At 69.2% G+C, this 21839-nt stretch carries 20 protein-coding genes and 1 pseudogene; 7 read left to right on the forward strand and 14 right to left on the reverse strand.

Translation table 11 applies throughout. The features are described from left to right. Positions 1 to 117: 117 nt before the first annotated feature. The 4 genes from fxsA to ACZ7IB_RS19250 form a co-directional block, all read right to left on the reverse strand. The gene (fxsA, locus tag ACZ7IB_RS19235) at positions 118 to 705 is read right to left on the reverse strand and encodes an FxsA family membrane protein (RefSeq protein WP_470913818.1); all 588 of its coding nucleotides are present in this window, start codon (positions 703 to 705) and stop codon (positions 118 to 120) included. A gap of 85 nt (positions 706 to 790) precedes the next feature. Then, entirely contained in the window at positions 791 to 1558 is a 768-nt protein-coding gene (locus tag ACZ7IB_RS19240) for a polyprenol monophosphomannose synthase (protein WP_470913820.1), read from the reverse strand. A 550-nt stretch (positions 1559 to 2108) separates the two neighbouring features. Beyond that, the gene (locus ACZ7IB_RS19245) at positions 2109 to 3755 is read right to left on the reverse strand and encodes an amidohydrolase (protein ID WP_470913822.1); all 1647 of its coding nucleotides are present in this window, start codon (positions 3753 to 3755) and stop codon (positions 2109 to 2111) included. 46 nt (positions 3756 to 3801) lie between these two features. Continuing rightward, the gene (locus ACZ7IB_RS19250; protein ID WP_024493538.1) at positions 3802 to 4242 is read right to left on the reverse strand and encodes an Lrp/AsnC family transcriptional regulator; all 441 of its coding nucleotides are present in this window, start codon (positions 4240 to 4242) and stop codon (positions 3802 to 3804) included. A gap of 203 nt (positions 4243 to 4445) precedes the next feature. Between ACZ7IB_RS19250 and ACZ7IB_RS19255 the strand changes: the two genes are divergently transcribed. Further along, complete coding sequence (locus tag ACZ7IB_RS19255) at positions 4446 to 4844, forward strand: hypothetical protein (RefSeq protein ID WP_470913824.1); 399 nt, start codon at positions 4446 to 4448, stop codon at positions 4842 to 4844. A gap of 467 nt (positions 4845 to 5311) precedes the next feature. On the opposite strand, the gene ACZ7IB_RS19260 is transcribed toward ACZ7IB_RS19255, so the two are convergent. Further along, positions 5312 to 6484: an acyl-CoA dehydrogenase family protein gene (locus tag ACZ7IB_RS19260; protein ID WP_470913826.1), complete on the reverse strand. Its 1173-nt coding sequence runs from the start codon at positions 6482 to 6484 to the stop codon at positions 5312 to 5314. Between the two features lie 376 nt (positions 6485 to 6860). Between ACZ7IB_RS19260 and ACZ7IB_RS19265 the strand changes: the two genes are divergently transcribed. Then, the gene (locus tag ACZ7IB_RS19265; protein ID WP_470913828.1) at positions 6861 to 8120 is read left to right on the forward strand and encodes a glycoside hydrolase family 18 protein; all 1260 of its coding nucleotides are present in this window, start codon (positions 6861 to 6863) and stop codon (positions 8118 to 8120) included. Positions 8121 to 8380: 260 nt separating this feature from the next. On the opposite strand, the gene ACZ7IB_RS19270 is transcribed toward ACZ7IB_RS19265, so the two are convergent. The 4 genes from ACZ7IB_RS19270 to ACZ7IB_RS19285 all read right to left on the reverse strand — a co-directional run bounded on the left by ACZ7IB_RS19270 (position 8381) and on the right by ACZ7IB_RS19285 (position 11887). Next, a complete protein-coding gene (locus ACZ7IB_RS19270; RefSeq protein WP_470913831.1) occupies positions 8381 to 8848 on the reverse strand; it encodes a hypothetical protein in 468 nt (155 codons plus the stop codon). A 204-nt stretch (positions 8849 to 9052) separates the two neighbouring features. Further along, positions 9053 to 10258 (reverse strand): cytochrome P450, encoded by a 1206-nt coding sequence (locus ACZ7IB_RS19275; RefSeq protein ID WP_470913833.1) that lies wholly within the window; start codon positions 10256 to 10258, stop codon positions 9053 to 9055. Between the two features lie 13 nt (positions 10259 to 10271). Beyond that, positions 10272 to 11663: an NAD(P)/FAD-dependent oxidoreductase gene (locus ACZ7IB_RS19280; RefSeq protein ID WP_470913836.1), complete on the reverse strand. Its 1392-nt coding sequence runs from the start codon at positions 11661 to 11663 to the stop codon at positions 10272 to 10274. After that, on the reverse strand, positions 11660 to 11887 hold the full coding sequence (locus ACZ7IB_RS19285; protein ID WP_470913839.1) for a ferredoxin: 228 nt from the start codon (positions 11885 to 11887) through the stop codon (positions 11660 to 11662). The genes ACZ7IB_RS19280 and ACZ7IB_RS19285 overlap by 4 nt, the downstream gene beginning before the upstream one ends. 685 nt (positions 11888 to 12572) lie before the next feature. On the opposite strand from ACZ7IB_RS19285, the gene ACZ7IB_RS19290 reads away from it, so the two are divergent. Both ACZ7IB_RS19290 and ACZ7IB_RS19295 read left to right on the forward strand, forming a co-directional pair. Further along, positions 12573 to 13412: an SDR family oxidoreductase gene (locus ACZ7IB_RS19290; protein WP_470913841.1), complete on the forward strand. Its 840-nt coding sequence runs from the start codon at positions 12573 to 12575 to the stop codon at positions 13410 to 13412. Positions 13413 to 13418: 6 nt separating this feature from the next. Beyond that, on the forward strand, positions 13419 to 13598 hold the full coding sequence (locus ACZ7IB_RS19295) for a hypothetical protein (RefSeq protein WP_470913844.1): 180 nt from the start codon (positions 13419 to 13421) through the stop codon (positions 13596 to 13598). Between the two features lie 202 nt (positions 13599 to 13800). Here the strand turns inward: ACZ7IB_RS19295 and ACZ7IB_RS19300 are convergent, their stop codons facing one another. Continuing rightward, positions 13801 to 15621 (reverse strand): glycoside hydrolase family 15 protein, encoded by a 1821-nt coding sequence (locus tag ACZ7IB_RS19300; RefSeq protein ID WP_470913847.1) that lies wholly within the window; start codon positions 15619 to 15621, stop codon positions 13801 to 13803. Positions 15622 to 15712: 91 nt separating this feature from the next. Next, on the reverse strand, positions 15713 to 16096 hold the full coding sequence (locus tag ACZ7IB_RS19305) for a hypothetical protein (RefSeq protein WP_470913849.1): 384 nt from the start codon (positions 16094 to 16096) through the stop codon (positions 15713 to 15715). 937 nt (positions 16097 to 17033) lie between these two features. Between ACZ7IB_RS19305 and ACZ7IB_RS19310 the strand changes: the two genes are divergently transcribed. Then, positions 17034 to 17627 (forward strand): GNAT family N-acetyltransferase, encoded by a 594-nt coding sequence (locus ACZ7IB_RS19310; RefSeq protein ID WP_470913851.1) that lies wholly within the window; start codon positions 17034 to 17036, stop codon positions 17625 to 17627. A 152-nt stretch (positions 17628 to 17779) separates the two neighbouring features. On the opposite strand, the gene ACZ7IB_RS19315 is transcribed toward ACZ7IB_RS19310, so the two are convergent. Beyond that, positions 17780 to 18205, reverse strand: a complete 426-nt coding sequence (locus tag ACZ7IB_RS19315; protein WP_470913853.1) for a hypothetical protein — start codon at positions 18203 to 18205, stop codon at positions 17780 to 17782. A 153-nt stretch (positions 18206 to 18358) separates the two neighbouring features. Here ACZ7IB_RS19315 and ACZ7IB_RS19320 point away from each other — a divergent pair, with 153 nt between their 5' ends. After that, a complete protein-coding gene (locus ACZ7IB_RS19320; RefSeq protein ID WP_470914122.1) occupies positions 18359 to 18931 on the forward strand; it encodes an O-methyltransferase in 573 nt (190 codons plus the stop codon). A gap of 638 nt (positions 18932 to 19569) precedes the next feature. Here ACZ7IB_RS19320 and ACZ7IB_RS19325 read toward each other — a convergent pair. Next, positions 19570 to 20436: an RNA polymerase sigma-70 factor gene (locus tag ACZ7IB_RS19325; RefSeq protein WP_470913855.1), complete on the reverse strand. Its 867-nt coding sequence runs from the start codon at positions 20434 to 20436 to the stop codon at positions 19570 to 19572. Next, positions 20433 to 21011: a carboxymuconolactone decarboxylase family protein gene (locus ACZ7IB_RS19330; protein ID WP_470913858.1), complete on the reverse strand. Its 579-nt coding sequence runs from the start codon at positions 21009 to 21011 to the stop codon at positions 20433 to 20435. The genes ACZ7IB_RS19325 and ACZ7IB_RS19330 overlap by 4 nt, the downstream gene beginning before the upstream one ends. A 609-nt stretch (positions 21012 to 21620) precedes the next feature. Between ACZ7IB_RS19330 and ACZ7IB_RS19335 the strand changes: the two are divergent. Then, a pseudogene (locus ACZ7IB_RS19335) lies at positions 21621 to 21827 on the forward strand (tyrosine-type recombinase/integrase); the annotation flags it as partial. Positions 21828 to 21839 lie beyond the last annotated feature (12 nt).

A 21839-nucleotide genomic window follows, 5' to 3' on the forward strand; every position in this document is an offset into this window, starting at 1 on the left:
CCCCCCCCCACCCCCCCCCCCCCCCCCCCCCCCCACCCCACCCCCCCCCCCCCCCCCCCCCCCCCCCCCCCCCCCCCCCCCCCCCCCCCCCGGCTCCGTCGCGTCACGGTCCGGAAATCAGGGGGTCAGCGGTGGCCGGTGGCCCTCGTCGGGGCGGGAACCCGGCTGTGTGCCTTCCTGGCGGATGACCTCACCCTGCACGATCTTTCCGTCCGGCCGGTGAATACGGGCCTGCTGGAAGGCGTCGGAGAGGCTGCCGGGGTTCGCGGCGCGCATGCGGCGCTCCAGCGACCGCTCCGCGTACCGGCCCGTCATCGAACGAACCGGCGGCACTAGCAGCAGAAGCCCCGCCACGTCCGAGATGATCCCCGGAATCATCAGCAGCAGCCCGGCCAGCATCAGGAAGCCGTTGCCCTTGCTGCCCGAGGGTGCGGCCTGCGGAGCGGCGGCCCCGGGCTGCCCCGGCATCTGCTGGAGCGTCTCGGTGAGATTGCGGAAGGCCCGGCGGCCGGCCCGCTTCATCACCGCGGCCCCGAGCACGATCCCCGCCACCAGGAGCAGCAGCACGGTGAATCCGCCCGCCGTGTCGGCCACGACGGTGAGCAGCCAGATCTCCAGCACCGCCCAGGCGGCGATGGCGAGGGGGACGAAGGTACGGGCGCGTGAGCGCCTGGGGGCGGTCGGGGGCGGTGTGCCGGTCGTCATGGTCCCCAGTGTGCCCGTACGGACGTCCGATCGACGTATGGGGGTGATCACGAGCGACGGACCGGCGCCCGCCGCCTTCGGTGGATCAGGTCACCTTGCGGCCGAGGACCCGGTTCGTACGGGAGGTGACACCCCAGGAGGTGACCCGCCAGAGCGCCTCGACCAGAATGTCGCGGCTCATCTTGGAGTCGCCGATCTCGCGGTCCACGAAGGTGATAGGGACCTCGACGACGTGATACCCGGCGTCGATGGCGCGACGGGCCAGGTCGACCTGGAAGCAGTAGCCCTGTGAGGCGACCCGGTCGAGGCCGATACCCTCCAGGGTCTCGGCGCGGAAAGCCCGGTAGCCGCCCGTGACGTCCCTGGTCCGCAGCCCGAGGAGGAGCCGGGAGTACGTACTGCCGCCGCGAGAGATCATTTCCCGGGACTTGGGCCAGTTGACCACCCGCCCGCCCGGCACCCAGCGGGAACCGAGCACCAGGTCGGCGCCCTTGAGCGCGGTGAGCAGACGGGGCAGCTCCTCGGGCTGGTGGGAGCCGTCGGCGTCCATCTCCACGAGCACGCCGTAACCGTGCTCGATGCCCCAGCGGAAGCCCGCGAGGTAGGCCGCGCCCAGCCCTTCCTTGCCCTTGCGGTGCAGCACCTGGACCTGGCCATCGGCCGAGGCGAGCTCGTCGGCGATCTTGCCGGTGCCGTCGGGGCTGTTGTCGTCGGCGACAAGGATGTCGGCTTCCGGCACAGCGGCGCGCACCCGGCTCACGATCGGCTTGATGTTCTCGGCCTCGTTGTAGGTCGGAATGATCACCAAGGTTCTGCCGAGCGGGCCGTATCGCCTCTGACCGCCGTCGTTCACTTACTGCCCCTTAAGTCCGTACGCAGGTGCACACCATATCGAGCGGGCGGGGGCCCGATACCGACGCGGTCAGGCGGGAGCGGACACCGCCACGGACAGAAGGAGGGAAGTACGGACAGACCCCCTGACGGGAACCGACGGGAACTACGGATGGGGGCCCAGCGCCCTTCGGGCCGACCTGGGACCCGCTGGCTGCGGGTCGACCTAGAGCCGTTGTCTACTGAACGTCCGGGCCCCACCCGGGTCGCACCTACCGTCCGGCTGAAACCTTCCCTCGCCCCCGAGGCGCGGGCGCTGAACCTGGCTGTCAGTGGTGGTGCGCCGGTGCGGCACACCACCCCATGACCCAGCGGCGTTCGACGACTGCGTGGAGGTTTAACCGGTCGGACGTCCTGTGGTGGACTCGGCCGAACCTACCGGCCGGTGGGCGCGTTCTGTCAATAGCGGCCTGACCTGCAATGATTACGGAACTTGCCTGGTCAGTAGCGAAGATCCGCAGGTCGCGGCGGAGCGGGGACGTCTTCGATCGGCGGTACGAAATGTCCCGACGTCACTCGTTCGGCCGTACGTAGACATTTTGTCCGAAGACCGCGGTGCTCAGGCAGACCGGGAGCTCGGCACCCGGGGTGAGGTCCGGCAGGCCGGGCGTTCCCGACCTCGGGTCGGTCGACCAGCGGGCGACCCGGTCGTCCGGGGCCTGGACCACCAGGTCAGTGGTGCGCCAGATCGCATAGTCGGCCGGGGCGCCGGGTACGAGGATCCCCGCGTCGTCGCGGCCGATGGCCCGCCAGCCGCCCCTGGTGTGAGCAGTGAAGCCGGCTCGCACGGAGATCCGGTGTTCGGGCGTGCGATGGAAGGCGGCGGCCCGTACGGTCCCCCACGGGTCCAGCGGGGTCACGGGGCTGTCCGAGCCGAAGGCCAGGGGCACACCGGCCCGCAGGAGCGCCGCGTACGGGTTGAGGGTCCTGGCCCGCTCGGCGCCGAGCCGCTGCGCGTACATGCCCTCCTCGCCGCCCCAGGCCGCGTCGAAGGCAGGCTGCACGGAAGCGGTCAGACCCAGCTCCGCGAAGGCGGCGACGGTCTCGGGGGTGAGCATCTCGGCGTGCTCGATACGGTGCCGGGCGGCCCGGATCCGGGCCAGGCCGAGCGTCTCGGAGGCGGCCCGGACGCCCTCCACCACGGCGGAGACCGCCGCGTCGCCGATGGCGTGGAAGCCGGCCTGCAGCCCGGCCTCGGTGCAGGCGGTGACATGGGCGGCGATCCGCGCCGCGTCCAGGTGGGCGGTGCCCGTGTGTCCGGCCGGACCGTCGGCGTACGGCTCGTGCAGGCAGGCGGTGTGCGAGCCGAGCGAGCCGTCGGCGAAGAGGTCCCCGGCGGCGCCGATCGCACCGAGTTCCCGGATGCGGCGGGCGTCCTTCTCGTCGCCGACCTGCTCGGCCCAGTAGCCGAAGACCCGTGGCCCGATCTCCGTCGCGGCGAGCTTGAGCAGCGCGACGAAGTCCTCCTCGTCGGAGATGTCCGGGCCGCCGCACTCGTGGACGGTGCCGATGCCGAGCGACGCGGCGTGGCGCAGAGCGGCGCGCTGGGCGTCGGCGCGCTGCTGCTGCGAGACGGCGCCGTGGGCCGCGGAGCGCACCGCGTGGTGGGCGGCGCCGGTCAGCGGGGCGCCGGGGTGGTACCCGGTCAGTTGGGTGACGCCCGGAACCAGATCGAGCAGGGCGGTGGTGACGGCCGCGGAGTGCACATCGATACGGGGCAGGTACACCGGTCGTCCGCCGGCGGCCGCGTCGAGCTCGCCGCGCGACGGCGGGCGTTGCTCCGGCCAGCGCGTGGCGTCCCAGCCGTGGCCGAGGACGACCCGGTCCGCGGGGTGCGCCGCCACGTACGCGCGCAGGAGACCGAGCGCCTCGTCGAGGGTCCGGGCACCGGAGAGGTCGAGGCCGGTGAGGGCCAGGCCGGTCGATGTGGTGTGGACGTGGGCGTCGGTGAACGCGGGGGTGACCAGCGCACCTTCGAGGTCGATCACTTCGTCGACGCCGCTCGCGAAGGCGTCGGCGGCCCCTTCCGAGCCCACCCAGGCGACATGGCCGCGTTCGACCACCATGGCGGTGGCGAAGGGGTCGGCGGGGCTGTGGACGTCTCCACCGCGCAGCAGCACGGTGCGGTGTTCGCTCTGGCGGGCGGTGCTCTCGGTCATGGGACCAGTCTCGCGCCTGCCCGGACCCGCGCGTTCCGCGGCCCCCTCAGATCTGCGGAGGCCGGGCCTCGTACGGCGTGGAGAGTACGACGGTGGTCCGGGTGGAGACACCGGCCAGCGAGCGGATCCGGGTGAGCAGGTGTTCCAGCTCCAGCGGGGTCGCGACACGTACCTTGAGGATGTAGTTCTCGTCGCCCGCGACGCTGTGACACGCCTCCAGCTCCGGGACGCCCGCAAGCCGCTCCGCGATGTCGTCCGGCGCGCTCGGGTCGAAGGGTTTCACCGAGATGAACGCGGTGAGCGGCAGGCCGACGGCCTCGGGGTCGACGACCGCGGCATAGCCCCGGATCACCCCGCGCTGCTCCAGCCTGCGGACACGCTGATGAACCGCCGAGGTGGACAGGCCCGTGGCCTTGCCCAGGTCGGTGTAGCTCATCCGCCCGTCCTTGACGAGCAACTCCACGATCTGTCGGTCCAGCTCCTCCATACGGATCAACCTATTGCCCCAGGTCCCTCCAGGCACAGCGGTGAGGGCCCCGGAAGGGCACCTGCGGCGGCCATGTGACGAATGCCACAGGTTTACGGGTGGGTAGTCGACCCCCTCGTGGTTACGGCCGATGCGTGACGGGAAGTGCTTGCTGTGGTCGAGGCCGTGGCGCCTTGTCGGCCCACCTGAGGGGGGAATTTCCCATGCAGAGCCTGAAGCTCACCGGACGTACCGAACCGGAGCCCGTTGATCCGGTCGAGGACACCGCTCCCGACGCGTACGACATGTTCGAGATGTACCGGGTGATCTGCCCGGACTGCGCGCAGCCGATCGCGCTGCTGGCGGACGAGGACGTACTGCCGGAGCACGCACTGTGCCCGACTCCGTGGAATCCGTTCGTTCTGACGGTCTGTGCCGGTACCGGCCGCGCGGCGTCCCAGACGCGGCCCGCCGACGAGTCGCTCGACCTCCAGGAACAGGAGACGGCCCTGCTGTTGACGCTCCCCCAGGGACTCGACTGGCGCATGCAGCCGTTCTCGCATGCCGGCGGCCCCGGCTCGCGCCCGCTGCGGGTGCCGCAGATGCGGCGCGACGCCGCCTGAGGGGGCCCTTCCCGCACCTGCGCGGGACCGCCCGGACGCATCCGGGCTCATCCGGCACATCTGCGCTGCACCACTACGGCCCGGCCGGCGTGGTGCCCGCTGTCGATGAGACTCCGCCGCCCGGGGACCCGGCGAACGGGCTCTCGAATCGGCCGGGCAGTGACCCGGGCCCGCCCCGCACCGTTGGCCAGGCATGACCCTGCTGCACTCAACGGCCGGCCCCGGTCGCCGCCGTCTCGCCGCTCCGACCGCCGAAGAATCGGTTCCGCACCCCGGTTCACAGCCGGTGCCGCAGCCCGTGCCTCCCCGGTCCACGCCGCGACCGGCGCCGCACTCCACGGATCCGCCCATCTACCGGTCCCTGCTGCGTCATTGGGAGGGCGCGGGACGGACCCTGCCGGGCCGCCATGACCAGGAGTGGAACCGGATCATGACGACGCCCGTGTGGTCGGAGCGACCGCTACGGGTCAGCGTGTCTCAGGACCCGCGAGGTGGCGCGCGATGACCATCCGCTGGATCTGATTGGTGCCTTCGACGATCTGCAGCACCTTGGCCTCGCGCATCAGCCGCTCGACGGGGAAGTCGAGGGTGTAGCCGTATCCGCCGAGCACCTGGACCGCGTCGATGGTCACCCGCATGGCCGCGTCCGTGCAGAACAGCTTGGCCATGGCCGCCTGGCGCGAGAAGGGCCTGCCCTCGTCGCGCAGCCGGGCCGCCTCCAGGTAGAGCGCCCGGCCCGCCTCGATCTGGGTGGCCATGTCGGCGAGCATGAAGCGCAGGCCCTGGAAGTCCGCGATGGGGCGGCCGAACTGCTGCCGCCCGGTGGCGTAGGCGACGGCCTCGCTCAGGGCGGCCTGGGCGACGCCGATCGCACAGGCGGCGATGCCCAGGCGTCCGGAGTCGAGTGCGGACAGGGCGATCGCGAAGCCCTGGCCCTCCTCGCCGATCCGGCGGGCGTCGGCGACCCGTACTCCGTCGAAGTTCAGCTGGGCGGTGGGCGAGCCCTTCATGCCCATCTTCTTCTCGGGTGCGGCCGCGTTCAGCCCCCCGGCGTCGCCGGGGACCAGGAAGGCCGTGATGCCACGGGCGCCCTCGGCTCCGGTGCGGGCCAGGACCGTGTAGAAGTCGGCGATGCCGCCGTGGGTGATCCATGCCTTGGTGCCGGTGATGACCCAGTCGTCGCCGTCCCGTACGGCCTTCGTACGGAGCGAGGCGGCATCCGAGCCCGAGGCGGGCTCGGAGAGGCAGTAGGCACCCAGCAGGCCACCCCCCAGCATCGCCGGCAGGTGTTCGGCCCGCTGCTCCTTGGTGCCGTATCCGGCGAGCGCGTGGCAGGCGAGGGAGTGGACGCTGACACCGAGTCCGACGGTGAGCCGGGCGGCCGCGAGCTCTTCGAGAACCTGGAGGTAGACCTCGTACGGCTGGTCGCCACCGCCGTGGGCGGAGTCGTAGGGCAGTCCGAGCAGTCCGGACTCGGAGAGCAGAGTGAAGACTTCGCGCGGGAACCGGCCCGCGTCCTCCTCCTCGGCCGCCCGCGGCGTGATCTCTCGCTGGGCGATGTCGCGGACGAGCGCGACGAGCTGCCTGGACTCCTCGGTGGGCAGACGGCGTTCCACCAATTGCGGGGCACGGTCGGTCATGACGGCGCTCTCCTCCCTGTCGGGCGTTGCGACGGTCGCGCGCGCGGGGTGTGGGCGGCGCCGCCGGGGGGCTTCCGGGCACGGCCCGGAGAAGCACTGCTGCCCAGCCGATGCCGACCTCCCGGATTACGAGAGTCGCTGGCCAGCGGCTGTTGGCGGCTTGAGTATGCCCGATCGGACGATATCCGTCACGGGGTGACGGAGCGACTCGGCAGCGAGCGGGGTGGTCACCGGAATTGGTCCGAACCATTGACCCAACTGGTCTAGTCCATCTATGGTTCCACCGAAACGCTTTTTCCGCGTTCATGCCAAGTCCATGGGGTGGCCGAAAGCACGCCCCCCAACTACCGAGTTCCCTCCCCCACGAGGAGACAAGATGTTCGGACCGCATAAACCCCGCGCCCGCCTCCGGGCGCTCGCCGCAGCCGCCTGTACCGCCGCCCTGCTGGGTGCGGGCACCGCATCGGCCGGCGCGGCCCCCACCACCGCGCAGGCCGCGGCCCCTGCAGCCGCCGACGCCACCCCCACAGCGGCCGGCGGCAAGGTGGTCGGATACTTCACCAACTGGGGTGTCTACCAGCGCAATTACCACGTCAAGAACATCGAGACATCGGGCTCGGCCGACAAACTCACGCACATCAACTACGCCTTCGGCAATGTCACCGGCGGCAAATGCGCGATCGGCGACTCGTACGCCGACTACGACAAGGCGTACACGGCCGACCAGTCGGTCGACGGCGTGGCGGACACCTGGGACCAGGACCTTCGCGGCAACTTCAACCAGCTGCGCAAGCTGAAGAAGCTGCACCCGAACCTCAAGGTCATCTGGTCGTTCGGCGGCTGGACCTGGTCCGGCGGCTTCGGCGAGGCCGCGAAGAACCCGGCCGCGTTCGCCGAGTCCTGCTACAGCCTGGTGGAGGACCCCCGCTGGGCCGATGTCTTCGACGGCATCGACATCGACTGGGAGTACCCCAACGCCTGCGGTCTGACCTGCGACACCAGCGGACGTGACGCCTACGGCAACCTGCTGGCCGCGCTGCGCTCCAAGTTCGGTGCGGACAACCTGGTCACCTCGGCGATCTCCGCCGACGGCTCCGACGGCGGCAAGCTCGACGCCGTCGACTACGGGGGCGCGTCGAAGTACGTCGACTGGTACAACCCGATGACGTACGACTTCTTCGGCGCCTGGGACGCGAAGGGCCCGACCGCCCCGCACTCCCCGCTGACCTCGTACAGCGGCATCCCGCAGGAGGGCTTCAACAGCGAGGCCGCCATCAACAAGCTGAAGGCACAGGGCGTACCGGCCTCGAAGCTGCTGCTCGGCATCGGTTTCTACGGTCGCGGCTGGAGCGGCGTCACCCAGGACGCGCCCGGCGGCACCGCGACCGGAGCAGCCCCCGGTACGTACGAGGCGGGAATCGAGGACTACAAGGTCCTGAAGACCGGTTGCCCAACCACCGGCACGATCGCCGGTACGGCGTACGCACATTGCGGCACCAACTGGTGGAGCTACGACACCCCGGCCACCATCGCCACCAAGATGGACTACAAGAACCAGCAGGGGCTGGGGGGCACCTTCTTCTGGGAGCTCAGCGGTGACACCACCAATGGCGAGCTGATCAAGGCGATCAACTAGTCACTGTGCAAGGTCCTGCCAGGCATCGAGCGCAGTTCGGCGCGACAGGACCCAGGAGCGGGGCGGCGGGCCGATCGGCCTTCCGCCCCGTTTCGTCCGTGCCGGCCTGATCCGCCCGGGGTCCAACAGGCCGTGGTTCACACGTCGTTCCCGCTCCGGCCGAAGCTTGCGTGACTCGCTCGGGCATGATGGTGCCGCACCCGCTCCGAAAATGTGCTCCCCGGACCGCTGCGTGGCCCCAAGGAGGAGGATTCCGCTTGTCACGCCAGGTTCTGACGGTCTGCCCAGAGCGGCCCGACGGCTTTCGAACGATCGGGGAGGCGCCGGCCAGGGCGCGCAGCGGCGCAGTGATCAGCGTCCGTTCCGGCACCTACGCCGAGAGTCTGGGCATCACCGTCCTCGTCACCATCGCCGCCGAACAGTCCCGCGGCAGCGTCGAGATATGCCCGACCCACGGCAGCGCCGTGGGGCTCCAGGCCGAAGCCGTGATGCTCACCGATCTGGTGCTGCGCGGCCGCGACGAGGAGCTGCCGGTGGTGGACGCCGCGCGCGGCCAGATCGCGATGAACAGCTGCGACATCACCGGCGCCTCGTGGACCGCCCTGCCGGCACGCGGTGCCGGTTCGGTGGCCCTGCAGGACTGCCGGGTGAGCAATCCGCGCGGCGCGGGCCTGGTGCGGCCGTCGGCCACCGCCCGGGCGGCGCCGGACGGCAGCAGTCGCGGTCATGGCATCTCGCCTGGTCGGCCGGCGGTGGGTGTCACCCGGGGACCCGACCACAGTGCCGGCACAACGGGCCCCGGGGTGGAGACGTCCGTCACTGCCCCGGGGGAGCCCGCCCGCGTCAGCGGACACCGACGGCTGCCAGAGCCCGCTTCTGGGCGTGGCTCCGGCTTGCGCCCCCACACGGTGAGGGCGTCGGCCACAGCCCCATCAGCTCTGCTCGATGTGCAGATGAATCGGACCTCGCAGGATCGGGCTGGGCCGGTACGGCGGCGGGTCGGTCACCAGCCTGGGCCGGTCGAGTCGGCGCACCAGTTCGCTGAGTGCGATCTGGGTTTCCAGCCGGGCCAGCGGGCCGCCGAAGCACAGGTGGATGCCGCTGCCGAACCCGAGGTGCTGGTTGTCCTGTCGATCGGGGTCGAAGCGGTCGGGATCGTCGAAGCGGTCCGGATCGCGACTGCCGGAGGCGAGCATGAGCGTGATCCGGGAGCCCTTGGGGATGACGGTGTCTGCGATGGTGATGTCGCTGTACGCCGCCCGCCAGGGGATGATGTGGACGGGGGGCTCGTAGCGCAGCAGCTCCTCGACCAGACGCACGATCAGGTCCGGTTCGTCACGGAGCCGTTGGAGTACGTGCGGGTGGCGCAGAAGCGTCAGCATGCCGTTGGTGATGAGGTTGACGGTGGTCTCATGGCCGGCGATGAGCAGCAGGTGGGCGGTGCTGATGATTTCCTTGTCGGTCATCCGCCCATCGGGCCCGTCGTCGTTGGCCAGCCGTGACAGCAGGTCGTCACCGGGCCGGTCGTGGCGTGGCTCCAGCAGCCCACCGAGATACTGGTGCAGGTCCTTGGTGGCCTGCACGCCGTGGTTCATTTTCTCCGGCGGGTCGGTCTTCGGGTTGTAGTCGAGCGAGTCGATGATGGCGTTCACCCACTGGCGGAACCGTGGTTCGTCCTCGCGTGGCACACCGAGCAGTTGGCAGATCACGGTGACGGGGAACGGGTAGGCGAAGTCGTCGACGACGTCGACCAGCTGCGTGTTCGCGAAGTCGTCGATCAGGCTGCTGACGATCTCGGTCAGGTTGGGTTGCATGCCGGTCACCAGCCCCGGGGTGCACGGGGGGCCGAAGTGGCGCATCGCCAGGCGCCGCAGGCGGTCGTGCTCGGGCGGGTCGGTGGTGATGAACGAAGGCGTGTCGCGCTCTTCGGCTGCCGACGTCGGCCGCGACAGGTTGCGGGCGTCCGAGCTGAGGTGCGGGTTGTGCAGTATGTCGGTGATCTCGCGGTAGGTGCTGATGACGTAGCTGCCGTCCTCCTGCAGGGCCACCGGGGTCTTGCGCAGCTCGGCGTACAGCGGGTATGGGTCGGCGCGGGCGGAGTAGTCGAGGATTCGGTGCAGGGTGCTGGTCGCGGTCATGTTGCCTTCCCTCCTACCGGTGGGTCCGCACGGCCGTGACGTGCCGCTCGCTCGGGTCATGGCCGGTGACCACTACCGTGGCGCCCTGGCTGAGCAGGATGGGGCCGGGGAAGTCGACGGGCACCGGCTTCGCGTCGACAGGTTGGTCGGGTGTGGGGCAGGGTGGCGGGAAGGGCGCGGCCGTCTCGATCAGCTTTCGGTAGTGGTCCAGCCACTTCGCGTTGTTGAAACTGACCGCCGCGGTGACGCGGCCTTGGTAGCCGTACGCGGCGACGAAGCGGTGGTCGGGCACTGAGCCCTGGGTGACAAGGACCTCGTCGGCGAAGGTCGGCACACCGACGGACTTGATGTTGACACCGAACTGGATGGACCAGAACGCCGGGATGGCCAGGTGCGGCCAGCGGTCCGCCTGAGCGTTGACCATGTTGTGTGCCGCGATGTCGGCCTGTTCCACGGCGTTGGCCCAGTGTTCCAGTGAGATGAAGCGGTACTCGTAGACCGGGTGCGGGCAGCGTGCCACGTCTCCGGCGACGAAGACGTCATCGGTGACCAGGCCGTTGAGGTCGAAGGCGCGGCAACCCGAGTCGCAGGCGATTCCCCATACGCCTGCCGCCAGTCCCGAGTCCTGCAGCCAATCGGTGTTGCGGATGCCGCCGAGCGCCACCACCGCCACGTCGGCGTCGACGGTGCTGCCGTCGGAGAAGTGAGCGCGGCACAACCGCCCCTGCGCGTCACCTTCCAGCTGGGTTACCTTGACACCGCAGCGCAGGTCGACGCCATGCGCACGCTGCAAGTCGGCGGCAACGTCACCGATCATGGCGCCGAGTGCCCCGACGAGCGGGGCGGGTCCGAGCTCGGCGACGGTGACCGAAATGTCACGCTCGCGGCAAATGGAAGCGATCTCGGAGCCCGTGAAGCCCGCGCCGATGATCAGTACCCGGGAAGGGCCGGCGGCGAGTGCTTGCTGCAGGCCGTCGGCGTCCCCGCGCGTGCGGACGACGAAGACGCCGTTCAGGGAGGCCTCTGCCTCGACGGGCCAGGGCCGGGCGCGTACTCCTGTGGAGATCAGCACTCGGTCGAACGCAACTTCGTTGCCGTCGGCGAGGTGCACATGATTGGTCGCCAGGTCAAGGCCGCTGGCGGGCACGCCCAAAAGCCACTGCGCGTCGATGTCGCGACGCCGCGGCAGCGTGGTGCCGTCGGTCGGCACCCATCCAGTCAGCACCTGCTTGGACAGAGGGGGCCGGTCATAGGGCTCTCCCAGCTCGTCGCCGATCATGGTCAACGACCCGGTGAATCCCTCACCGCGCAGAGCCTCCGCGGCCCGCAGTCCTGCCAGTGAGGCTCCGACAATCGCGATGCGCCCCTCGCGCTTGAACCTCTGGAGGGTGTGAGCGCTGCTCATGACGGCGACGCCTCCACTGGTGCCTCCCGCTCTTTCAGCTGATCGACGAGAATGGCCTGGAGCGGGCAGGCTGCCGCAGCGCGTTCCACCTGTTCGCGCTGAGCGTCGTCGGGGTTCGGGTGATACATCAGCGCTTCCTCGCCGTGCATCCGGAACACGTCCGGGGCAAGGAATGCGCACTGCGCGTAACCCTGGCATCGGGAAAGATCTACGACGACCCTCATGCCGACCCTCCGTTTCAGAGGCTGCAGAACTGCGGTCCCTGTGGTGGCGCCGCGACGGCCCGCAGAACGCGAGGGTCGGTCTCCGAGAGAGAAGATCGGCTGTTGCCCGCCCCTTCGAATGCGAAGGTGACAGCGGTGCTCATCAAAGGTCTCCGCAGGTAGAACTGGCCGTCTCGAACCTGGCGACCGGTGTCTGCGACACCGCCTGGAGAACCTGACTGTTCTCATCAGCGTATCCCTCGCACATATCGCTCGCATGCCGGAAAGGGGGGCGGACATCAGGCGATGGCCGCGTAGATGGCCATCGCCTGTGAGGGAGGAACGCCCTGAAAACCATCGTCGCGGGCCCTCAGCCGCAGGCTGCCTCTGATACCCGATGGTGGCCGCAGAACGTCCGGTTGCCCTGCGTCGGACATGACTGACCGACCGCAGGAACAGCCGGTGGGGGCCGAACCAGCCCGTAACCCGACCGTGTGACGTGCCCGTCCGAAACGCGGCGGTCTGGCGCGGCGATCCGTCAGCCCGCGGCGCAGAGTGCTTTCCTCTGGTGCGCAGGTCTGCATCAGCTCCTGGGCGCCCGTCCCGGTGGGCAGGCCGAAGCCCCCTCCCTCATGTGCGTCGCCTGTTCCCGAAGGCGTGTATCGCGTAGGCGGGTGCACCCTTCGAAATTGCCTGAGGAGAGATCGTGGCAGGTAGCGCCGACGAAGGCCGCGGGACCGTGTCCGCGCAACTCCTCAGGGGTCAGAAGGCGCTGGTGACCGGCGCCAACTCGGGTATCGGCCTGGCCACCGCCATCGCCCTGGGCCGAGCCGGCGCGGACGTTGTCGTGAACTACGTCGCCGGCGCGGACGAGGCCGAAAAGGTCGTGGCGCAGATCAAGGGCTTCGGAGTCCGTGCCTACGCCCACGAGGCCGACGTGTCCGACGAGGCCCAGGTGGTCGCCATGGTCGCCCGGATGGTCGAGGCGTTCGGCACCATCGACATCATGGTGGCCAACGCGGGGCTCCAGCGGGACGCGGCCGCTACGGAGATGACGCTCGCCCAGTGGCAGAAGGTCATCGACGTCAACCTGACCGGCCAGTTCCTGTGCGCCCGGGAGGCCGCCAGGGAGTTTGTCCGGCGCGGCGTGGTGGAAGAGGTGTCCCGCGCAGCCGGGAAAATCATCTGCATGAGCTCGGTCCACCAGATCATCCCGTGGTCGGGACATGTGAACTACGCGTCTTCCAAAGGCGGTGTGGCCATGTTGATGCAAACCCTCGCCCAGGAGCTCGCCCCCCAGCGGATCAGAGTCAACGCGGTTGCACCCGGCGCGATCCGCACGCCGATCAACCGCGACGCCTGGTCAAGCCCCGAGGCCGAGGCCGATCTCCTGAGGCTGATCCCGTACGGCCGCGTGGGCGACCCGGGGGACATCGCCAACGCCGTCGTCGCGCTCGCGTCCGACCTGCTCGACTATGTCGTCGGCACCACGCTCTACGTCGACGGGGGAATGACGCTCTTCCCCGGCTTCGCCACCGGCGGCTGACTGCTGGTGCAAGACCATGTCACGGTCCGCCGGGTGATGATCCTCGGCGAGAACACCGGGCTGATCGCCGTCGCTCCCCGCAGCAGTCACCAGTCGCGGTGCCCCCGTTCGGCCGCCGCGCCCACAGCTCTTCCTGCGCTGATCCGCCAGTGCGCCGGGCTCTTCGCCGAGCACCCCCAGGCATGAGTGCCCTGGACGACACACAGACCCCGGTGGCTCTACCGGGCATTGAGGCGATCGAAAAAAGGCAGCAGACCCCCTGTACGGCGCCACCGTCATCGACATCGTGGGCTGCGGTAGGCGGACGCGAGGGACGGCACCGACCATGCGGCGGACGCGTTCGCAGGCTGAGCGGCGAACGCGTCCGCCGCTCAGCCGTGGCATGCGGTCAGCGCCCCTGCTCATGGTCGAGCGCCTGATCGAGGGTGACGGCGGCCATGATCAGCGACAGGTGGGTGAACGCCTGTGGGAAGTTTCCCAGTTGCTCCCCACTCGGACCGACTTCCTCGGAGAAGAGTCCGACGTGGTTGGCGTAGGTCTGCATCTTCTCGAAGGTGTAGCGGGCCTGGGGCAGCCGGCCCGCCCGGGCGAGCGCGTCCACGTAGAGGAAGGTGCACAGACTGAAGGTGCCTTCCGAGCCGCGTAGCCCGTCCGGAGATGCCGCCGGGTCGTAGCGGTAGACAAGGCTGTCGGAAACGAGCCTGCGGTCCATCGCGTCGAGTGTGGACAGCCAGGAGGGGTCCCTGGGGGCGATGAACCCGACCCTCGGCATGAGCAGCAGCGAGGCGTCCAGGACGTCGCCGTCGTAGTGCTGGATGAATGCGCGCTCCGTCTCGCTCCAGCCGCGTTGCATGACCTGCTCGAAGACGGCGTCTCTCGCCCTGCGCCATCCCTCCAGATCAGCGGGCCTGCGGAAGGACTCGGCCAGGCGAAGCCCGTGGTCGAAGGCGACCCAGGACATCACCCGGCTGTAGGTGAAGTCCTTTCGGCCGCCGCGGGTCTCCCAGATGCCCTCGTCCGGTCTGTTCCAGTTCTCGGCGAACCAGTCCAATGTTCTGGCCAGTGCCCGCCACCCCTGGTAGGTGGCCTGCTGCGCGATCTCGCCCCCTTGCGCCAGCGCGTATACCGCCTCGCCGTAGATGTCGAGCTGAAGCTGGTCGGCAGCGCCGTTTCCGATGCGGACGGGGAAGGAACCGCGGTAGCCCTCGAATTGATCGAGTGTCTCTTCCGGCAGTTCGGGGTTGCCGTCGATCCGGTACATGGTCTGCAACGACTCTCCGTCCTTGCCCTCGCGCTCGCGCAACCTGTCCACCAGCCAGTGCACGAAGGCTGTGGCTTCCTCGACGAAGCCGAGGTCCAGCATGGCCCGTACGGACAGCGCGCCGTCGCGCACCCAGGTGAACCGGTAGTCCCAATTGCGCTCGCCGCCGACCTGCTCGGGCAGACCCGTCGTGGCCGCCGCGATCAAGGCGCCGGTGGGGGCATAGGTAAGGAGCTTGAGGGTGATGACCGAGCGGTGCACGAGCTCGGGCCAACGGCCCCGGTAGCGGGACTGGCACAGCCACTGCTGCCAGAAGCGGACGACCTCCTGGAGCTGTTCTGTCAGCCCGTCGACGGTGGGGAAGGCAGGCGCCTCGGCGCCGGACGCGCAGACGGTGAAGACCGCGCCGTGGGACTCACCGGCCCTCAGCGTCACCTTGCCGCGCACGTCCTGGCCGTCCCGCTCCAGCGGGAAGGTGGTCTGCAGGTGCCCATCGATGCCCGGAGCCCGGAACAGGGCGCCCTGGCCGTCGAGTTCCAGCTGATGCTCGGCCCGGCCGTAGTCGAAGCGCGGGCGGCACTCGAGCGTGAAGTCGACGGTGCCCCGCACGGCGCGTACACCGCGGATCAGGGTGTGGCGGTCCGTGGGGGTGCGGGTCTGGTCGGGAGGCATGAAGTCGACCACTTCGCCCACGCCGTCCGGCGACATGAACCGGGTCACCAGGACGGCCGTGTCGGGGTAGTAGAGCTGTCTACAGGCAGCGTCGGTTCCCTCGGGCGCCAGACGAAAGTACCCGCCGCGGTCGTGGTCGAGCAGGGCGGCGAAGATGCTGGGAGAGTCGAACCTTGGAGCGGCGAACCAGTCGACGACGCCCTGCGACGAGACAAGCGCCGCGGTCTGCAGGTCACCCACCAGACCGTGCTCGGCGATGGGGGGATAGCGGTCCATGGCTGCTCCGGAGTCTCGGAAGACACCCCGTCATCCACCATCCCTCACCCCGGCCGTCCGCACCAATTGCAGTCTCACGCCATCACGGGTGTCATGTGACGCGAAGACTGTCTCCTATCTCCCGCGAGGGCACGCGCGCATGACACCCGGCAAGAGCGAGAAGGAGGGCTTGGCGCAGCCGGTCGGTCGCTGGTGCGCCGCTCAGACCGTCCGGGGTCGCGTATACCCGGCAGGTGAGTCCCGCGGCCCGGCCGGGCTCGGCAAAGGGGTCGCGTCCGTCGATCAGGATCGTCGGCGAGCCTGCGAAATGCACTTCTTCGGCCTCGGCCTGGTCGGCGACGGTGTGTGTCTGGAACGTCACGTCGTGCAGACCCAGCCCGTCAAGCGTCCGGCGGAGCCGGTCGGCTGCAAGTTGGGTGTTCGGGCAGTCGGGTACGACCAGCAGCTCGATCTTCATGGCTTGAGCATTGCTCATGTCGGGTCTCCGGGCAGCTCAGGTGCAGCAGTCGCATCCGGGGCGGCAGCCGCAGGGGGCGGGTCGTCCGGTGTAGGCGCCGGGGAACAGCCGGGCTCACACGCTCGGGCCGCTCGCCCACCAGCCGGTAGGTCCGGCCCGGCGACAGGCGACCCCCCGCTCGGCCGGCAACGGCCGCAGGTCGGTGGTGGAGAACATGCCGCGGTCGGGAGATCGCTGCGGGCCGCTGGGTACGGCGGGGCGGCAGCAGGCCGGCGAGGCGGCATTCGGGCTTGAGGGCGTCGTCGTGAAGCAGACAGCGGGCCTCGTCGTCCATCGGCCGTGAGGGGCCGTTCCAACTCATGGCCGTAGGACGCGCACGTTCTCGATCTCATGGACGTGCTGGCGCAGCTTCAGGTCGAAACCGACCAGGCTTCAGGGACCGGCCGGCCACTCGGTCCGCACAGACAGAACAAATGCTTAGGGGACGAGGGGATCGTGGCGCCAGGATCTCGGTCATCGACCCCGTCCCTGCTCGTGGACCGTAGTCCATACCTCGTCGAGGAGGCTTGGGTAGTCCTCGCCGTAGGCGGCGATGGCGGCGTAGACCGCATCGATGAACATGCACCTCGCCGCTCACGAGTGTCCTCACAGCGCACTCCCCCTTGTCCGAAGCAGCAACTGGCCCCGGCTTCCCCGCGGGCCCGAATCCGGGGAAATCATCTCGGCTCCCACTGACAACGCCGGCACGTCCCCAACACGCTCGCCTCAAGCTGTGGGCCGACCGGTCGGCTTTTTGCGTTGTTCCTGCTGTCAGCGACGCGTGTGCCCACTCGGTCGTCCTGGACGGCGTATCGGGAGGAGGGGCATTGAACCGACCGTTCCCCGGCGTCGGATCATTGGTGTTCAACGGCTTAATTGGCTCGTCACAGTCCCGGCCGACCCGTAGCATCCGCCTGTGATCGAGAACATGACAGGTGATCAGGCCATAGCGACGGACAGAGAGCCGTGCTGGCGAGGAAGGAAGGTCGGTCTCGCGCCTGTCGACGTCGACGACGCCGAGTTGATGCACAGCTGGCTCTCCGACCCCGTCGCCGCTCATGAGATCGGCTTCTGGCCTCGTTCCCTCTCCGCCCTCCGCGAGCGTGTGGAGCGCGACAGAGATGATCAGGACCGTGACGACTTCCTCGTCCTGCTTTCCGACAGCACACCGATCGGCCACATCGCCCTCGTCGACCAGAACATTACCGACGGTACGGCGGAAGTCTGTCTGCTGCTGGACTCACACTACCGAGGGCAGGGATACGGCACGGACGCGCTCGACGCGCTGGTCGATCTCGCCTTCGGCGAACTGCCCATGCACCGCATCCAGGCAGTCACTCACACCGTCAACACCGCCGCGCTCACCGTCCTGGCCAAAGCGGGATTCGTCCAGGAGGGAGTGCGTCGCTCAGCATGTCTGCACCGGGGACGCCGCTATGACCTCGCGGTCCTGTCCCTGCTCCGCGACGAGTGGGAGGCGCTCGCACGCCCGAAGTCCTGGGACATCTGAGCAAGGCGGAGAGTTGAGACGTTCCCTGCCCCGATCCAGGTCCGCTGGAAGCTGATTGAGCCGTTGATGCCGCTTCTTCGAGCTGTGCGGCGAGCCGGGCATGGCCTGGGGGCTGTCGATGACGGCAGCAGAGAGGCGGGAAGGTAAGGGGCCTACCGCTGCCGGACGACCAGGTACCGGAACCGGGCGCGGAAGTTGACGAACGCACGCAGCGTGCCGCGGGTGGCTGCGGTGGTGGGGATCTGGAGCTGGGTGCAGTACGCGGTCCAGGTCTTCCAGTCGGCCCGGTGGGCCAGGGGCGTTTTCGACCGGTGCGTCGGCGGCGCGGGCCGCAGCGTCCAGGGCCGCGTGAAGCCGGAAGGACGCCCGCTGGTGGCGCAGGCCGGGGGCGGGGACATCACCAGGGACTCCCCCAGCAGCTCGTAGCGGACGCTGCGGTCCTCGGGCAGTGCCAGGACATCGGCGACTGTGACCAGGTCCCGCCACCACTGACGGGTCGGCTGTTCTCCGTCGCGCCACCGTGCCGATGAGTCTTGCTGTCGTAACGAACATCCGGCAGGCACAGCGTGGGCAGCCACCGAGGGCGCTGGTGGCGGCGGTGAACGGCGGTACGTGGCTTCGTCCACTTCTCGTAGGGCTTTGACCAGGAAGGCTCGCCGGGTCCGGACAGGCGAAACTCCGTGCGCACGCCTCTGCTGGCGGATATCGTCATGTTCACGATGAAGGGGAGCGTGATCATGGCAGAACGTGCGGTTCCGCCTCGCGTCGTGGCCGCCGAGCGTGTCGCCTCCGAAGCGGGATTCAAGAAGAGTTGCATCCCCGAAGTGGGCAGGTTGCTCAGGCTGGCCGCTGCTGCGAAACCCCACGGAATCCTTGCGGAGAGCGGCACCGGCTCGGGAGTGGGCACCGCCTGGCTGCACAGTGGCCTTGGCTCCGGTGCACGCCTGGTTACCGTAGAGCGTGACGAGGAGCTGGCCCGTCGAGCAGCCAGTGTCTTCGCGGACGACAAGCGCGTCAGCGTTCTCACCGGGGACTGGCGACTGCTTGAACAGCATGCCCCCTTCGACGTCTTCTTCTGCGACGGCGGGGGCAAGCGTGACGACCCGCAGGGGGTCGTCGAGCAGCTTGCTCCCGGTGGCCTGCTCATCCTGGACGACTTCACCCCCTCGCCCCATTGGCCGCCTCGTTTCGGCGGCGAAGTGGATGAGCTCCGCCTGTTCTACCTCACTCATCCAGCCCTGAACGCCACTGAAATACTCACAACACCAGCCAGTTCAGCGGTTGTTGCGGCACGCCGCCTCTAGCGAAGAAGGCTTGCAGGCAGGACGGCGGCGGCCGAGCGCTGGAACTCGGCGACGAGCGACTCAAGGCTGCTCGCAGGGAATTCGCCCGTGCCGGCCTCTGAACCGAACTCTCCAGCGCCGCCGGCCTCGCAGGCATGCGCAGCATCGGTGACATCGGCGAGCCGGTGGTCTGCATATCCACTTCCAGCGGGTTCGAAGACCACAATGCGGGCACTCGGACAACCGAAATGATCGCCCCGGAATGGGATGAAGTGCGCCGCAGGCTGCACGCAGCAGGGATCCGCGGCTGACTCCAGCCCAGGTACTTCTGGCAACCGGGACGGCCTCCGCCAACTCGACCACCAATACCGGACCACCCATGTGTCGGAGCCCAGCCAGCAGAGCATGGTGGCCCAACTGGTCACCCGGTGTGCGGAGTCCGCTGAGTAGGCCCGGAGCGCGGTGCCGGGATTGCTCCCGGTCCGTTTCTCCGGACCTCTCACCGAACCCGCCGTGCGCCTCTCAACGCAACGGGCTCTCCACGGTCTCTGCCGTCAGACGGGGTTCGCAGGCTGCCATGGGTTGGGGATCGCTGGACACCCTTCAGGTCCCCGATTTCGGTCTGTCCGACGCGGCCCAGCCAGTGGACGGATGCGGCCTTACCTGGCGAGTTCGGCCGGTTCGTCGAGCCGCGTCAGCTTCCGCGGGTTTCTCACGACGTAGATCCGGGTGACCCTCCCGTTCTCCACCACGAGGCTCACCGCGGCCGGCTCGCCGTCGATCTCGATCCGGCCCGCGGGCGCGCCGTTGAGCCACACGGCCGTCGCCTCGAACGCGGCCACCACCCGGTTCGCGCGCGCGAGCAACGGCGCCACCAGTTCGGCCCCGTGGATCGGGGCCGGAGCGGCGGCCACGACCCCGCCGCCATCGGCGATCATGACCACGTCCGGCGCCATGACCTCCATCAGCTCCTGCAACTGCCCGGTTCGCAAGGCGAGCAGGAACCGCTCCACCACGGCCTGCTGCTCCGACCGGCTCACCTGCACCCGCGGCCGCCGTGCCGCCACGTGCTCGCGTGCCCGCCGCGCGATCTGCCGCACCGCGGCCGCGGACTTGCCCGTCACCTCGGCGATCTCGCCGTACGGCACATCGAAGACCTCGCGGAGCACGAACACCGCCCGCTCGGTCGGCCCGAGCGTTTCAAGGACGGTCAGCATCGCGATCGAGACACTCTCCGCGAGTTCGACGTCCTCGGCGACATCCGGGCTGGTCAGCAGTGGTTCCGGCAGCCACTCGCCAACGTATTCCTCGCGGCTGCGCGAGAGCGTTCGCAGGCGGTTGAGCGCTTGCCGCGTGACGACCCGGATGAGGTACGCCCGCGGGTCACGCACCTGCGAGTGGTCGACATCGGCCCACCTCAGCCAGGAATCCTGCAGCACGTCCTCCGCATCGGCCGCCGACCCGAGCATCTCGTAGGCGACCGTGAACAGCAGGCTGCGATGGGCGACGAACGGGTCCTCGGTCATGCCGTCGACGCCACGCCGGAACGCTCAGGGCGCCCGGCCAGCGGAATCTCGCAGGCGTCGGAGAAGCCCTGCGACGTGATCCCGTGCGCCGTATTGCACCTGGTCGCCATGTTGGCGAAACCGATGAACACGGTGAGTTCGACCAGCGCCGCGGGGCCGAGCCGTTCGAGCAGACGCTTCGACAGCTCGTCGGTGACGGCCGGTGGCGTGTTCGTCATGGCCTCGGCGTACTCGAGCACGTCGCGCTCCAGCGGCGTGAACACCTCCGACTGCCGCCAGCGCGGCACCTGGCTCGCCTTGGCCAGGTCCAGGTTCTGGTTCAGCGCGTGGAAGTAGTTGATGTCGAGGCACCAGCTGCAGCCGACCTGTGCCGCGACGGCCATGTGCGCGAACGTCTTGAGGCTCGCGTCGGCCGCGTCCCACGCGCCCACCTTGGCCGAGAACTCCTGGTTGGCCTCGGCGAGCTCGGGGTTGTTCCACAGCACCTCGACGGGCTCGGGCACGACCCCGAGCTGCTTGATCAGGCTTTCGCGGAGCTCGGCGGTGAGCTCGGCCTTCGGGACGCGTAGCGCCATGGTGTTCTCCTCGTACGTGTGCCTGTTTGGCTGTTCGGCATGAAGACACCGCCGGACCGGCGCATGTGACAACCGTCGCCACCACGCATGAATCGTCAGCGCAGAGGCCGCCGGCAGCGCCCTGGCCGCGATCGAACTGCTCACACCGGGCCATGCTTCGGCCCTCGCCGGTGCATCGGAGTCGGGGGCCGTACTCTTCGCCGCACTCGCCTGCGCGCCGCAGACCCAGAGCCCAGTGCGCGGTCGTCGATCATCCAGCACTGGCGCGATGCCCGGACTGGAGCGAAAGAAGGCGAGTGGCGCGATATACCCGCGCCCGCTTCCCTTCAGCCCTTCATCGATGGGCTTCGGGTCCGCAACGCGAGTGGCGGCCTGCCGTACCCGATCTCCTGCGTAAGACCGACCGGCAAATGGGGGGTGGGAGAAGGAGCGGGGCTGGGTGCGTGCAGCTGCAAGGCGGAGGAGGGAGGCAACGCGAAGGGGGTCCCCCATGCCTTTAAGGCACCTTTACGGCATGGGGGAGTTGTCGACTGACGACAACGCCGCAGATGTGCGTGCCCAGCCCCGCGACGCCGCCCTCCATTTGCCGGTCGGTCCAAGTCGTGGGACCGGGCCATCAGACGGCTCGGGCTGCCTGAATACGACCCGCACGACTTACGACACAAATGGACCACCGTGACCTTGACGAGCGGCGTGTCCATCCACGAAGTGTCTCGCCGGCTCGGGCATCGCTCGATCAAGGTCACGGTGGACAAGTACGGCCGCCCCACCCAGGACGCCAGGAACGCTGCCGTCAGGTGGTCGAGGCGGCCGTAGCGCCGCATATGC

This window comes from Streptomyces sp. NPDC037301 (genome assembly GCF_055602785.1).

Bases quoted from the DNA above. Each gene is read 5' to 3' on its own strand.
- ACZ7IB_RS19330 (WP_470913858.1), bottom strand. From the start codon at position 21,011: ATGGCGCTACGCGTCCCGAAGGCCGAGCTCACCGCCGAGCTCCGCGAA.
- ACZ7IB_RS19250 (WP_024493538.1), bottom strand. From the start codon at position 4,242: ATGGAGGAGCTGGACCGACAGATCGTGGAGTTGCTCGTCAAGGACGGG.
- ACZ7IB_RS19270 (WP_470913831.1), bottom strand. From the start codon at position 8,848: ATGACCGCGACTGCTGCCGTCCGGCGCCGCCCGGGCGGTGGCCGACGG.
- ACZ7IB_RS19280 (WP_470913836.1), bottom strand. From the start codon at position 11,663: ATGAGCAGCGCTCACACCCTCCAGAGGTTCAAGCGCGAGGGGCGCATC.
- fxsA (WP_470913818.1), bottom strand. From the start codon at position 705: ATGACGACCGGCACACCGCCCCCGACCGCCCCCAGGCGCTCACGCGCC.
- ACZ7IB_RS19245 (WP_470913822.1), bottom strand. From the start codon at position 3,755: ATGACCGAGAGCACCGCCCGCCAGAGCGAACACCGCACCGTGCTGCTG.
- ACZ7IB_RS19265 (WP_470913828.1), top strand. From the start codon at position 6,861: ATGTTCGGACCGCATAAACCCCGCGCCCGCCTCCGGGCGCTCGCCGCA.
- ACZ7IB_RS19285 (WP_470913839.1), bottom strand. From the start codon at position 11,887: ATGAGGGTCGTCGTAGATCTTTCCCGATGCCAGGGTTACGCGCAGTGC.
- ACZ7IB_RS19305 (WP_470913849.1), bottom strand. From the start codon at position 16,096: ATGAGCAATGCTCAAGCCATGAAGATCGAGCTGCTGGTCGTACCCGAC.
- ACZ7IB_RS19275 (WP_470913833.1), bottom strand. From the start codon at position 10,258: ATGACCGCGACCAGCACCCTGCACCGAATCCTCGACTACTCCGCCCGC.
- ACZ7IB_RS19300 (WP_470913847.1), bottom strand. From the start codon at position 15,621: ATGGACCGCTATCCCCCCATCGCCGAGCACGGTCTGGTGGGTGACCTG.
- ACZ7IB_RS19325 (WP_470913855.1), bottom strand. From the start codon at position 20,436: ATGACCGAGGACCCGTTCGTCGCCCATCGCAGCCTGCTGTTCACGGTC.
- ACZ7IB_RS19255 (WP_470913824.1), top strand. From the start codon at position 4,446: ATGCAGAGCCTGAAGCTCACCGGACGTACCGAACCGGAGCCCGTTGAT.
- ACZ7IB_RS19260 (WP_470913826.1), bottom strand. From the start codon at position 6,484: ATGACCGACCGTGCCCCGCAATTGGTGGAACGCCGTCTGCCCACCGAG.